Origin of the sequence: Fibrobacter sp. UWB7 (assembly GCF_900142945.1) — a bacterium.
GTDB lineage: Bacteria > Fibrobacterota > Fibrobacteria > Fibrobacterales > Fibrobacteraceae > Fibrobacter.
This window is the reverse complement of the sequence record NZ_FRCO01000001.1, coordinates 614,125-627,705: the sequence shown is the minus strand read 5'-3', so window position 1 is coordinate 627,705 and position 13,581 is coordinate 614,125. Positions and strand designations below refer to the sequence as shown.

Below are 13,581 nucleotides of genomic sequence, written 5' to 3'. Positions count from 1 at the left end.
GTATGAAAAAGATTCTTTTGTTGCTGTCTGCCGCCGCTTTGTGGAACTGCACTGACTACGTCGCCGATTGGGATAGTAAGTATGAAAACTCCTTTGCTGCAAATGGTGAAATCCGAATTTGTAATGAAGGTGAAGCGACTATCATCAATCAGAATGGCTGCTCTACCAGTTTTGTTTGTGCCAATAATAGTTGGGTTATTAAAGGAACTCCACAATGTCAAAGTGAAACTAAAAAAATTTGCGTTGAGGGGTCTACGACGGCTATTATCGCTAATAATTGTGCAATAAACTATATCTGCTCTGGAAATGCTTGGATTCAGTATGGCAAAATGCAATGCTTGGAGGTGGCTCCGCGAGTATGTGAAGAAGGTGTGACAATTCCCGTAACGGAAAATGGTTGTGTTGCAAACTATATTTGTTCAGGGAATGCTTGGGTTTTGAATGGTGAAATTCAATGCGAGAATGTTTTACCTTCAGATGTCTTTGTTGATGCGCGCGATGGACAGACTTATCGATTTGTGACTATTGGATCGCAGGTGTGGATGGCTGAGAATTTGAAGTATAATTCTAATGGAAGTTCCTGCTATAATGACAATGTTTCGAATTGTGCAAATTATGGTCGTCTTTACACGCAAAGTGCTGCAAAATCGGCGTGCCCGAGTGGTTGGCATTTGCCAAGCGAATCGGAATGGAATAAGATGCTTTCTTTTACCGGGGATTGCAGAGCGTTGATGATAAACGGAATTGATGAAGGAACTGATGAATATGGTTTTTCCGCGAATCTTTCTGGTTCCAGCCTGAATGCTCCGGGAACTTATCCTATATTCTGGACTTCGACTTCTAATAAAGATGTCAATTTAAAAAAAGATATGTGTGGGGTTTCTGAATCGCAAAAAAATGAAAAAGTTCCTGTTCGTTGTCTAAAGGATGTTGTGTCAGGACAAAATGAAACATCTTCTAGCAGTGCTCCAAAGTCATCGTCATCATCAGTCAAGGTTGTTAAACCTGCTGATGTAGTTGTAGGCTCTATAACGGACTCTCGTGATGGTCAAAAATACAAGACTGTCAAAATTGGCTCACAGATATGGATGGCTAAAAACTTAAACTACAAAACAGAAAATAGCTATTGCTACAACGACAATTCGGCAAATTGCACTAAGTATGGACGGCTTTATACTTGGGCTGCTGCTGTTGGTAAGTCAGAGAAGAAATGTGGTTATGGCAATTTATGTTCTCTTCCATCAGGAAATATACAGGGGGTATGCCCCAGTGGATGGCACTTGCCGACTGAAACAGAATGGAACACCCTGTTCGCTGCTGTTGGCGGAGAATCAATTGCGGGCAAGGTTCTCAAGTCTACATCTGGTTGGACTGGTGGTGGCAATGGCACGGATGCTTTCGGGTTCTCGGCTCTCCCTGCTGGCTTCAAGGACTACAAAGGAAAATACAACGACGAGGAGAATGATGCGTATTTCTGGAGTTCTACGGAGACCTATAGCGACTTCGCGTACTACATTGACTTGTTTTACAACGACAACAATGTGATACTGGTCGACTATGACAAAAACGACTGCTTTTCTGTTCGTTGTCTCAAGGACTAACGGGGAGACGAAAGTAGATTGTCCTTGAAATCAGCTTCGCTGATTTAACACACCACCTCAGATTTTTTGGGGGTGGTGTTTTTTTTATATCCTTCGACAAGTGACTTTCCAGAAATAATGGTTTCCCTCCCTTCGGTCGAGAATGACTGTTTTGAGGATGACTGCTCGGGATGACAATAAAAAGGAGATGCCCGCGCGGAGGCGGGCATGACATAATGAATATTGTAACTGGATCCTTCACTTCGTTCAGGATGACGAAGTTTTGATTACTTCTGCATTGTGTAGTATGCGTTGAGCCAGGCTTGGAGGCGTTCCCAGCCGTTGTCGTTGCTTTGGGCAATCGCGGATTGCTTGAGCGAGAATACGGTCAGGTTCTTGAGCTTGTGGTTTCCTGTGACGAAGCCCGGGAATATGATGAAGGCGTTTTTCATCTTGGTGTCTTCGACGGTCTTTCCGTCAATGGCGATAACGACATGGTTTGCCTTGATGTACAAGGCGTAGTGATGGCGTTCCCCGTCCAAGACATCGTGGCAGTAAGAGTTACCGAGTTCAGGAAACGAATCCGTATACGTCGTGTCTTTTGAGACTCTTCTGTAGAAGTTGGCGCAGAGCTGTTCCGGCTTTTCACCTGTTCTCAGTCGGTACGTGACGTCGTTTTCCTTGGAATCGAGGAACAAGGAATCGCTTTCTGCGATTTTGCTGCCGTCTTCTTCAATCCAGAAGCTGATGCCGAGGCTGTTGCTTGACGTGTCCGTGATGAACGCATTCATGAAATCACCTTCGGTGACGGACAAGCCTGATTTGGATTCGGCAAACACTCTGGAAATTTCCGAAGTCTTGTAAACGGATTCGCTTGATGTGACTGTGAATTTGTATGTACCTGCGTCAATGCTTGGAATTGCCGTGAAGTAAAGCGACGAGTCCGCATCGTTTTCGGCTTTAAAGACTGCGAGCGAGTCTCCGTTGTTGTCAATGAGAACTGGGTTCTTGACCTTCGTGGGGATCGTTACCGGAACAATCATGGATTCGAGCGTCTTGTTGCCGTTCAACTTCTTTGCGGCATTCAATGCTTCTTCAGCAACGTTGACTGTTACGAATTCTGAAGAGACTTCGAGTTTTTCGCCAGGGACAAAGTCCCACTTGACGTGCTTTGACGTGGTGTCGCGACCGGAGCCTCTGATGAGAATGATGTTCGTGAATTCAGCGGGCGGAATCTCGTCGATGGTAAGGGTTCCAGACTTGATGTCGCTTTCGCTCACGCCTGTGCAGCTGAGTGTACCCGTGATGCAGAGCGTGTCACCTTTGACGAGGTCATACGTGCTGAGGTCGAGTTCAAGGCTTGCGTTCTCTTCGAGCTTTGCTTCGGGGACGTTTATGGTCTGCAAGTCGGTCTTGTTTTCTTCGACTGTGATCGTCTGGTAGGCGGACTGCGTGTTTTCGGTGTTGCTAATCTGCAAGGCGTATTCGCCAGCAGAGACGCTGTCGATGGTGTATTTGCCATCTTTGTCCGTCGTGGCTGTCTTGATGGGGGCCATGCGCGTGGCGACGTGGTTTGCCGAGAGGAGGCTAACTCTTGCGCTTACGACAGGGGAGCCATTTCCGTCGATGACGATACTTGCGATGGTCGTGCCGGATTCAGTTTCCGTGAGCACGCCGGCGTGGTTTTCGTCGGTACAGGCGGAGAAAATCGATGCGAGGGCAAAAATCCCTGCTGTATTTATAATCTTAAAATTCATCATGCCTTAACCTCCGGATCGAGGTTAGAGAACAAGTGCAGGTTCATCTGGTAAACGCCATTTGCCTTTTCGTTATCTTCGCTGATGATGCGTCTTGCCTTTGCCTTGAATTCCTGGAGTTCGGATTCAAGCTTCTTGTAGGCGTTGTTCGAGATGCTGAACGTGAGCGTGCTCATGACGGTCGGCATCTTGGGGCGCGTGATGAGCGCCTGCTTTGAAAGTTCAAAACATTGCAGCTGGTACTGCTTGATGAGTTCCGCATTGTTGTACGGACCGCTGGAGATGGATTCCTTGGTCGGCTTCCAAAAACCGGATTCGTTCTTGCGGGCGAGTCCAAGCTTTTCGAGAAGGGCGAGCGAGTCCTTGAGCTTCCCTAGTGGAATTTTCGGGAAGATTCTCTTTTGTACGGGGTTTAAGTCATCTGTAACGTCCATAGCATCAAGAATAGCAAACATTGCGCTATGGTACCAATGGTTATAGTATTCGTAGGTGTTCGAATCAAGGATATGCTGCGGATTCGGGTGCAGGTGCAGGAGTTCTTCCATGGCAGCGCTACGAGCTGTCTCGGTTTTTGCCTGGTCGAGCTTCACCATCGTTTCGAAGTACTTTGCGGCTTTCTTGTTGAGGCCGAGGACTTCGATAAACTTGGCTGTCATGCGGGGGCTGACCTTTTTCCCTCTGAGAACATCGGCAAAGTAGCTACGTGTCTTGGGGAGGCCGAGCATATTGCAGATTCCGGTACGGGTAAATTCCGGGTCGGACTGGACTCTAGCCGCCTGGTATTCTTCCAAGTACTTGCGGAAGTGCGTAAATTGGTAAATGTCGATATAGTTTTCCACGTGCTTAATATAATATTTATGAGAACTAAGATGAGAACATTTTTTGAGAAATAACATTAAAATGTGATTTTCCTCCTTTCTCTTGCCTTCCGTCCGTTTCTTACATTTTTGTTGCATTTGAAGATTGGGCGGGGAATGGTGCTTTTCCTGTGTGTTGGCTTTACGTTTTTTGTGCGCTCGGTCACGAAAGTTTCTATCTTTAGGCGCGAATTTTATGAGGTAACTCCTATGGGTAATGAGGCAGAAAAGCCGAATATCATTACGTCCTCGCTTGACTTTTTGGTCAACTGGGGGCGCTCCAATTCCTTGTGGCCGTTCCCTTACGGTACGGCTTGTTGTGCAATCGAATTCATGAGTACGGAAGTGGGTCGTTACGACCTTTCACGTATCGGTTCTGAATACGTGCGTTTTACGCCGCGTCAGTCCGATGTGCTGCTTGTTTCCGGTACGATCACTTACAAACAGGCTCCGATCTTGAAGCGCATCTACGAACAGATGGCTGAACCCCGTTGGGTGATTGCCATGGGCGCTTGCGCTTGCTCTGGCGGTTTCTACGACTGCTATTGCACGGTTCCTGGTATCGACCACATTATCCCGGTGGATGTGTATATCGGTGGTTGCCCTCCGCGTCCGGAAGCCTTCTTCGATGCCATGTTTGACTTGCAGAAGAAGGTCAAAGACGAATCCTTCATGAAGCAGCGTGCCGAAAGCGTCAAGGAACAGCTTGAATTGATCAAGGTGAAGACTGCCGAAGCAAAGCGTGAAGCGGCCGCCTGCGCCCGCGAAAAGGTCGTGGACATCAAGGACTTCATGAAAGAAAAACAAGAAAATCTTGTAAAGAAAGCCCAGTTCTGGAAGGAGTAGAAGAATGACTGTTGAAGAAATCTTCGCCGCCCTTGAAGGAAAGTTTGACGTCAAGCGTGAACCGCTCGACAAGTGGGGCATCACGGCTGTCGTTGCTGCTCCCTATCTGCATAACGCAGTCCAGTTCCTCAAGGAAGAATCCGGCATCAAGTTCGATATGCTCGTGGACATTGCCGGTATCGACTACTTGACTTACCCGAATCACGAAGGCCCGCGCTTTGCTGTTTCTTATGCTTTCAAGAGCATGAAGAATCCGGGTGCCCGCATCCGTCTTAAGGTGCTGGTGTCCGAAGAAAGCCTCAAGGTCCCGACGATTAGCGACCTCTACGCCAATGCGAACTGGTACGAACGCGAAGTCTATGACCAGTTCGGTGTGATTTTTGAAGGTCATCCGGACCTCCGCCGCTTGTTGAACCACGTTGAATTTGTTGGCCATCCGCTCCGCAAGGATTACCCTGCCCAGAAGCGCCAGTGGCTCTCGACAAACGACTACCTGCTTCCGGAACTCGAAAAGCGTCTCGAAGAACTTGGCTACAAGGTCATCCAGCGCTCTAAGGAAGTGGAAACGAACGACAATGAATTTTTGGAAGGGAGTATCAAGGCATGATCGTATTAGATCCGAATGGCGAAAAGCTGAATTTGATGCCCTTGAACGTTGGGCCTAGCCACCCGGCAACTCATGGTTGCTTGCGATTCTTGACCGCTATGGATGGTGAAACCATCGTGGCATCAGTCGAAGAAATCGGCTACCTGCACCGCGGGTTCGAAAAGATGGTCGAACGCGGCACTTGGCAGCAAGTTGTCCCGTACACGGACCGCTTGAACTACTGCTCTGCTATCATGAACAACATTGCGTTCTGCCGTGCAGTCGAAAACATGTTCGGTGTTGAAATCCCGGAACGCTGCAAGGTGCTCCGCGTGATTGTGAACGAACTTTCCCGTATCAACGACCACTTTGTGTGCGTTGCTGCTGCGTTCCAGGACTTGGGCGGTACGACTCCGTTCATGTACGCCTTCAACCCGCGTGAAGAAATCATGTGCATCTGGGAAAAGCTCACAGGTGCACGCCTTACGAACAGCTTTGCTCGCATTGGCGGTCTCTACCGCGATAGCTACGAAGGTTTTGAACAGGACGTTCTCGCAGCCCTCAATTCTACCGAAAAGGCATTGAAGGACTTGCACGCCTGCTTGGATAGAAACCGCATCTTCCTCGACCGTACGGTGGGCATCGGCAAGATCTCTGCTGAAAAGGCTATCAGCTATGGCTGGACGGGCCCCTGCCTCCGTGCATCCGGTGTCGCTTCTGACCTCCGCAAGGACGAACCGTATTACGATTACGAAACCTACGACTGGGAAGTCGTGGTCGGCACTCAGGGCGACTGCAATGACCGTCTGCAGGTTCGTTTGGCTGAAATTGAAGAATCCGTGAAGATTGTGCGCCAGGCTTTGAAGCGCCTCGCTCCGGGCCCGGTCGATATCGTCGATCCGCGTATCCGCGTGCCGGCTCACAAGCTTGCTTACCAGGATATGGAAGGCCTTATCGGTCGCTTCAAGAGCGTTTACGAAGGCATCCGCGTTCCGGAAGGCGAATACTACTGCGGTTCCGAATGCGCTAACGGTGAACTTGGCTTCACGATTATTTCTGACGGCTCTGGCCATCCGTACCGCATCAAGGTGCGTCCGCCTTGCCTCACGCAGTTTGCTGCATTCCATGAACTCGTCGAAGGCGGTCTCTTGGCTGACTCCATGGCCGTGCTTTCGGGTCTCAACATTATTGCTGGAGAACTTGACCGATGAGAGAACATATTACTGGCGCTGTCCAATTTGTCTCGAACAATCATTTGAAGTTCGACCGTCCGGCGCAGCCGATTGATGCTTTGCCGGATCCGGGCCAGAAGTTTGGCTATGTGAACAAGCCTGTGCCGCAGCCGCCTACGGCTGAAGTGCTCGCTAAGCTCAATACGCCTGAAATCAAGGAACGCTGCGCTGATTTGCTCAGCCGCTATCCGGTCGGTCAGGCAGCACTTCTCGAAGTGCTCTGGCTTGTGCAGGGCGTGTTTGGCTGGGTGCCGCGTGAAGGTATCCGCTGGGCTGCAAACGTCTGCGGTTGCGCTCCGGCTCATGCTCTTGGCGTTGCTACGTTCTACACAATGTACAACCACGCTCCGAAGGGCAAGTTCCTCTTGCAGTTCTGCCGTAACATCAGCTGCACGATCAAGGGCGCTCCGAGCCTTATCGCTTATGTGGAACATGCTTTGAACATCAAGACGGGCGAAACGACTCCGGATGGTCTCTTTACGATCCTCCAGGTGGAATGCCTCGGTTCTTGCGGTAACGGCCCGATGATGCTCGTGAACGACGACTTCGCTACAGACGCTGATGGCGACGTGCTCACGATGAAGCCGGGTACAAAGCTTACGACCGACAGCATCGACCGCATCCTCAAGTGGTGCTATGCTCATGAAGACAACATCCCGAAGCACGATGTGCTCGGCGGTACGGTGAAGGGTCACTGCGGTCATCCGGGCGCTCCGGGTGCTATTGCAAAGCCGCAGGTTGCTGACTACGCTCCTCCTTCTCCGGTTTTGAATGTCAAGTCCGAAGCTGACGAAACGGGCGCTACCCTCACTTGGAAGGGCGCTCCGGAATTCACGAAGATTGTCGTTGAAAAGAAGAACGGCAATGACTGGGTTGCCGTGGGCGAGCCGGGTGTGAAGGACAAGGCTTTTGTGGACCCGAACGGAAAGGTCGGCGACGAATACCGTATGATTGCGACCTCCGGTGAACGTGTTGCTAAACCCTCGGCTGTTGCTGTGACTAAGCAGAAGCCCGCACCGGAACAAAAGGCGGTTTAATTATGGCTGAATGTGTAAAAGTTTGTACGCAGAACTTTGGCAAGGGCGCCCAGGACATCGAAGTCTATAAGAAGCTGGGTGGCTACTCCAACATTTCTGAACGCTTGTTCAACATGAGCCAGTTTGAGCTCATCGATTACGTGCAACGTTCTAACCTCCGCGGACGCGGTGGTGCAGGCTTCCCGACTGGCATGAAGTGGAGCTTTGTGCCGCGTGGTACGGGCAAGCCGGTTTACATTGTCGTAAACGCTGACGAAGGCGAAGGCGGTACCTTTAAGGACCACTTCCTCATGCTCGAAGATCCGCACCGCTTGATTGAAGGCCTTATCATTGCCGCTTGGGCTCTTGGCTCTCGCGCAGCCTACATCTACTGCCGTGGCGAATTCCTCCCGTGCATCGAAGCCTTGAACAAGGCTTTGAACCAGGCTTATGCTGCTGGCTACCTCGGCGAGAACATTTGCGGCACGAAGTTCAGCTTTGATATCTTTGTGCATCGCGGTGCTGGCGCCTACATTTGCGGTGAAGAAACTGCTCTTATTAACTCTCTTGAAGGCCAGAAGGGTCAACCGCGCTTGAAGCCGCCGTTCCCGGCAGTTTGCGGTGCCTGGAAGTCCCCGACTTGCGTGAACAACGTCGAAACCATCATGTCGCTTCCGTGGATTTTGAGCCACGACCCGAGCGACTACGCCAAGATGGGTACGCCGCGCGCCGGTGGTACGAAGGTGTTCTGCATTTCCGGTGACGTGAAGAACCCGGGCGTGTACGAAGCTCCTCTCGGCACTCCGATGATGACTATGATTAACGATTACGCCGGTGGCGTTGTGGGTGGCAAGCTCAAGGCTGTGCTCCCGGGCGGTTCCTCGTGCGCTCCGCTCACTGCAGAAGAAGCAGCTGTCGCCACGATGGACTACGAATGCCTCGCCTCGATGAAGACGATGTTTGGTTCTGGCGCTATGATTGTGATTAACGATACGCACAACATGGCAGACCTCTTGAATTGCCTCGGCAACTTCTACAGCCATGAATCTTGCGGCCAGTGCACACCGTGCCGTGAAGGTACAGGCCTCTTGCACCGCATCTTGAACCAGATGGTGGCCGGCAACGGTCACGATGGCGATGTGGAACTGATGCAGAGCCTTTCTAGCGGATTTGGTGGCGTGACGATTTGCCCGCTCTCCATTTCTTTGGGTGGCCCGGTTTCGAGCTACACTGCAAAGTTCCGTGCGGACTTTGATGAATATATCGCTAAGAACCCCGAACACGCAAAACCGCGTATTCAAGAAACAAGTCGTCCTGGAATTTTCTGGTAATAATATGAGTAACTACTACAATATGCCGAAACTCCCGACCGAAGCAAGCCCGAAGGTGGAAATCTTCGTGGATGACAAGGCCGTGATGGTTCCTGGCGATACCAACCTCCTCGAAGCCTTGAAGGCTGTCGGGATTGAAACTCCTCACGTATGTTATCATCCGTATTTGCCGGTGTCGGGTAACTGCCGTCAGTGCCTGGTAGAGCAGGAAGGCCCGCGTGGTCGCATGCTCGTGATTTCGTGCTATACTCCTGTGACTCCGGGTATGAAGATTTATACGCCGGCATCTAGCGCCCGCGTGAAGAACGCCCGCAAGGCCACACAGGAATTCATGCTGGTGAACCACCCGCTCGATTGCCCGATTTGCGACAAGGCCGGTGAATGCACCTTGCAGGAAAACTACATGGAAGCAGGCCAGAACGAAGGCCGCCTCCGTCCGGAATACGGCAAGAATTACCACGGCAATCCGGAACATCAGTTCATTGATGCGAAGGGTCAGCTCCGTGGCGGTAAGCATGTGGACATCGGTCCGCGCATTTTGCTCGACGAAGAACGTTGCGTGCAGTGCGACCGTTGCGTACGCTTTATGCGTAGCATCGCGAAGGACGAACAGCTCCAGCTTGCTGGCCGTGCCGACCATACTTACATTACTACCTTCCCGGGCGAAAAGCTCGACCATGAATACGACCTCTGCGTTACGGATGTATGCCCGACGGGCGCCATGACGGCAAAGTACTTCCGCTTCCAGAAGCGCGTTTGGCTCCTTGCCCACACGCCGACGATTTCGATGGACGATTCCCTCGGTGCAAACATCTGGCTTGACCACGCCGATGGCCGCATCTACCGCGTGATGCCGCGTTGCAACCCGGAAGTGAACCGCAGCTGGCTCTCTAACACGAGCCGTCTTGCGTTCCAGCAGTTCGACAAGAACCGCTTGCCGGCAATCGACGCTTCTGCACTCCAGCTGGTTGGCGGTAAGGTCGCTCTCGTTGCTGGTGGCGCTTGCACGAACGAAGACCTCGCCGCTCTCAAGATGCTCAAGGAAGCTCTCGGTGACCGTGCCGAACTCTTCGGTGGTTCCCTCCTCAAGGTGAACGCTCCGGACGGTATCGCAAAAAGCGGTGACCCGGTGGCAAACCGTGCCGGCATGCAGCTCATGGGTTTTGCAGATGTTGCAGAACTCCTCAAGCGCGCAGGCGAATTCAGCAACCTCATCACGGTGAACGCTGACCTCTACGGCGAAGACGCTGCTGCAGCGAAGGCTCTCGACAAGATTTCGAACCGCATCGCTCTTTCCGCTTTCGATGACGCTACCGCCAAGAAGGCGAAGGTCGCTTTCGGTATCTGCCACTGGAGCGAAGTCCAGGGTACGATGGTCAACAGCCTCAACATCTTGCAGAAGCTCTCTGCTGCTCCGACTTGCCCGGACGAAAAGCTTGCCCCGGCTTACGAAGTGATTTCCGCTTTGGCTGGCAACAAGTTCAATTCGGCTTGCGAAGCTTTCAAGAAGGCTCGTGAATACGTGCCGGCTTTCGCCGACATTACCTATGATGCCATCAAGAGCACAGGAAAGCTCCTGGGAGGTAACGCATAATGGATATTATTGAATCCAAAACCTGGATTGAATGGGCAATTACGATTGCGAAGTTCGCTTTCTGCTTCGTACCTGTCCTTTACATCCTCCTTTTAATCCCGATGGAACGTCGTGGCGCTGGCTTCATGCAAGACCGTCAGGGCCCGAACCGCTCCTACATCAAGATCCCGTACTTCGGCAAGATCCGCTTGCTCGGTTACGTGCAGAACATGTGCGACGGTACGAAGCTCTTCTTCAAGGAAATGTTTGCACCTGCTGGCGTGAACAAGCTCCTTTACTATGTAGCTCCGGCAATCCCGTTCGCTATAGTGTTCCTCTCTCCGTGCGTGATCCCGTGGTTTGGACCGATGATCTTTGACTGGGGTGGCGAAACGGTTCGCATTGCAGGTTCCATCATCGATTCCGATGTGGGCGTGCTCTTGCTCTTCGGTTTCTCCTCGATCTCGGCTTACGGTGCCATGCTCGCTGGTTGGGCTTCCAAGTCCAAGTACAGCTTCTTGGGCGCTCTCCGTACGAGCTCCATGACCATCAGCTACGAAGTCTGCCTCGGACTTTCGCTCATGGGCATTTTGCTCCTCGCCGGTTCTTTCAACCTCACGGACATTGTGCAGTGGCAGGAAAATCACGTGTGGGGCATTGTCGCCCAGCCGGTCGCATTCTTCTGCTTCCTCATTGCAAGCATTGCTGAAACGGGCCGTGCTCCGTTCGACGTTGCCGAAGGTGAACCTGAACTCGTCGCCGGTTACCATACGGAATATGGCGCTATGCAGTTTGGTCTCTTCTACATGGGCGAATACTCGCATATCTGCATCAACAGCTTCCTCATTGCAACGCTGTTCCTTGGCGGTTATGCAGTTCCGTTCGTGACGACCGAAACGATGCAGGAACACATGGGCGGCTCCCTTGCCATTCTCTGTGGCGTGCTCGCTTTCATCGCTCTCGCTTTCCTCCACATGATTTACCGCTATTCCAGAAAGCTCAAGGCAACGAATCTTACAAACCGCTTTGAAATTCTCAAGGAATACAAGCTTTACAAGATTGTGGCTTGGGTTGCAACCGCAGCATTCATAGCTCTCGGTGTTGCCGCCTGGTTCTTCTACAATCCTGAAAACTTCGTGGTGAACGGCCTCGCTGTCGGTAGCTTTGCAACCGCAGTCGGTACGGCACTCATCCACTTGCTCGTTCTTGTGGCAAAGAGCCTCATCTTCTGCTGGGTCTGGATTTGGGTCCGCTGGACGCTCCCGCGCTTCCGCTATGACCACGTGATGCACCTCGGCTGGAAGATTATCTTGAATATCGCCCTCATCAACCTCGTGGTGACTGCGGTCATTGCAAAACTTTTAGGGGGTAACTAATGCGCGTTATTAAGCAAAAACCGATGACCGTCATCGAACGCCTTTACATTTTCGAGGCGATTCGCGGTCTGTGGACAACCCTTAAGCATGCGGCTCGTGGCTTGTTCCGCTATGAAGAACTTCCGACGATTTCTTATCCGGAAGGTCAGCCCGAAATCCGCAATACCTACCGTGCCAAGCACCGCTTGATGCTTCGCCCGGATGGTACGCCTCGCTGCGTGGCCTGCGGCATGTGCGCTGCGGCTTGCCCTGCCCACTGCATCTTCATCGAGGCAACGCAGAGCGATGACCCGCGTATCGAAAAGCGCGTGATGCGCTTTGACATCGATCACTTGACTTGCGTGTTCTGCGGCCTTTGCGCCGAAGCCTGCCCGGTCGATGCCCTCCGCATGGATACGAAGCAAATCATTTTCGAACACCGTTCCCGCGAAGACTTCGTGGCACACCTTTACGATCTCACCAACTGGGATCCGAAGGATTACCCGAATGACGAACAGAGCCAGATGGCTCCGGGCGGTACAAAGAATGCCGAGGCCCGCAAGGTCTGGGGCATGGAGGTCAAATAATGCTTGCATTGATTTATTTCATTGTCCTCGCAGTAATCGCAGTCGGCAGTGCCGTTTGCGTGCTCCTCTCTAGACACCCGCTTTATGGCGCCCTCTCGCTGGTCGCCTCGATGGTGTCCCTTGCCGGTATCTACGGCCTTCTCGGAAGCCCGTTCCTCGGCGTCGTGCAGATCATGGTCTACGCAGGAGCAATCATGATGCTCCTCACGTTCGTGATCATGGTCTTGAATGGCGCCCGTGACTCCCACACGCCGATGTTTGACAAGGTTTCGCTCTTTGTGATTCCTGCCGTCATCGTGCTTGCCGGTCTCGTGGGCTTTGCCCTCGTCCGCGCCCCGATCGCCTTTGATGCTGCAACGGTTCGCGGTTCTGTGGCAATCACTTCCAAGACTCTCTTTGATGTAGCTCAGAGCGGCCCTGGTTACTTCGTGCTTTTCGAAGTCCTCGGTGTGCTTCTGCTTTCTGCCATGGGTGCCGCAGTGCTTCTCGCCAAGAAGCGCCTTGGTTCTGTGGAATCCGAAAAAACGGAGGATAAACACTAATGGAACTCCAAGCTATATATGTTCAGATTTTGGCCCTGGTCATTTTCGCCATCGGCCTCATGGTCGCGGTCTCTCGCCGCAATGTGTTCTTTGTGCTGATGGGCGTTGAACTTGCCCTGAACGCCGTGAACCTCTCCTTCGTGGGCTTTGCAAAGACTCTGCCTGCGGATGCAAGCATTGTGGGCCAGGTGGTTCCGCTGTTCTCCATCGCAGTCGCTGCAGCTGAAGCTTGCGTCGGTCTTGCCATGGTCATCCTCATTTTCCGCAACCGTGAAAGCGTTGACGCCGACACGTATTCTAACATGAAGGGGTAATAAGC

The 13,581-nt window shown here is 52.0% G+C and carries 13 protein-coding genes; 11 read left to right on the top strand and 2 right to left on the bottom strand.

The genetic code is table 11. From position 1 onward, the window contains the following. Positions 1–2 precede the first annotated feature (2 nt). Entirely contained in the window at positions 3–1,601 is a 1,599-nt protein-coding gene (locus tag BUC30_RS02610) for an FISUMP domain-containing protein (RefSeq protein WP_073423390.1), read from the top strand. Between the two features lie 266 nt (positions 1,602–1,867). On the opposite strand, the gene BUC30_RS02605 is transcribed toward BUC30_RS02610, so the two are convergent. Then, on the bottom strand, positions 1,868–3,340 hold the full coding sequence (locus BUC30_RS02605) for a carboxypeptidase-like regulatory domain-containing protein (protein ID WP_073423389.1): 1,473 nt from the start codon (positions 3,338–3,340) through the stop codon (positions 1,868–1,870). After that, positions 3,337–4,176, bottom strand: coding sequence for a TIGR02147 family protein (locus BUC30_RS02600; protein ID WP_073423909.1), 840 nt, complete (start codon positions 4,174–4,176; stop codon positions 3,337–3,339). Before BUC30_RS02600 ends, BUC30_RS02605 begins: the two co-directional genes overlap by 4 nt. A gap of 228 nt (positions 4,177–4,404) precedes the next feature. On the opposite strand from BUC30_RS02600, the gene nuoB reads away from it, so the two are divergent. From nuoB to nuoK, 10 genes are read left to right on the top strand one after another with little or no spacing between them, the layout of a single operon-like run. After that, complete coding sequence (nuoB, locus tag BUC30_RS02595) at positions 4,405–5,040, top strand: NADH-quinone oxidoreductase subunit B (RefSeq protein WP_073423908.1); 636 nt, start codon at positions 4,405–4,407, stop codon at positions 5,038–5,040. Between the two features lie 4 nt (positions 5,041–5,044). Then, positions 5,045–5,647, top strand: a complete 603-nt coding sequence (locus tag BUC30_RS02590) for an NADH-quinone oxidoreductase subunit C (protein WP_073423388.1) — start codon at positions 5,045–5,047, stop codon at positions 5,645–5,647. Beyond that, the gene (locus BUC30_RS02585; protein ID WP_073423387.1) at positions 5,644–6,837 is read left to right on the top strand and encodes an NADH-quinone oxidoreductase subunit D; all 1,194 of its coding nucleotides are present in this window, start codon (positions 5,644–5,646) and stop codon (positions 6,835–6,837) included. The genes BUC30_RS02590 and BUC30_RS02585 overlap by 4 nt, the downstream gene beginning before the upstream one ends. Beyond that, positions 6,834–7,895, top strand: coding sequence for an NADH-quinone oxidoreductase subunit NuoE family protein (locus BUC30_RS02580; protein ID WP_014546777.1), 1,062 nt, complete (start codon positions 6,834–6,836; stop codon positions 7,893–7,895). The genes BUC30_RS02585 and BUC30_RS02580 overlap by 4 nt, the downstream gene beginning before the upstream one ends. Positions 7,896–7,897: 2 nt before the next feature. Next, entirely contained in the window at positions 7,898–9,205 is a 1,308-nt protein-coding gene (gene nuoF, locus BUC30_RS02575) for an NADH-quinone oxidoreductase subunit NuoF (protein WP_073423386.1), read from the top strand. Further along, entirely contained in the window at positions 9,129–10,799 is a 1,671-nt protein-coding gene (locus BUC30_RS02570; protein ID WP_244536452.1) for an NADH-quinone oxidoreductase subunit G, read from the top strand. Before nuoF ends, BUC30_RS02570 begins: the two co-directional genes overlap by 77 nt. Further along, positions 10,799–12,154, top strand: coding sequence for a complex I subunit 1/NuoH family protein (locus tag BUC30_RS02565; RefSeq protein WP_073423384.1), 1,356 nt, complete (start codon positions 10,799–10,801; stop codon positions 12,152–12,154). Before BUC30_RS02570 ends, BUC30_RS02565 begins: the two co-directional genes overlap by 1 nt. Further along, positions 12,154–12,720 carry a NuoI/complex I 23 kDa subunit family protein gene (locus BUC30_RS02560; protein WP_015732213.1) on the top strand — a complete coding sequence of 189 codons (567 nt, stop codon included), beginning with the start codon at positions 12,154–12,156 and terminating at the stop codon, positions 12,718–12,720. Before BUC30_RS02565 ends, BUC30_RS02560 begins: the two co-directional genes overlap by 1 nt. After that, complete coding sequence (locus BUC30_RS02555) at positions 12,720–13,262, top strand: NADH-quinone oxidoreductase subunit J family protein (protein WP_014546782.1); 543 nt, start codon at positions 12,720–12,722, stop codon at positions 13,260–13,262. The genes BUC30_RS02560 and BUC30_RS02555 overlap by 1 nt, the downstream gene beginning before the upstream one ends. Next, a complete protein-coding gene (nuoK, locus tag BUC30_RS02550; protein ID WP_073423383.1) occupies positions 13,262–13,576 on the top strand; it encodes an NADH-quinone oxidoreductase subunit NuoK in 315 nt (104 codons plus the stop codon). The genes BUC30_RS02555 and nuoK overlap by 1 nt, the downstream gene beginning before the upstream one ends. Positions 13,577–13,581: the final 5 nt, after the last annotated feature.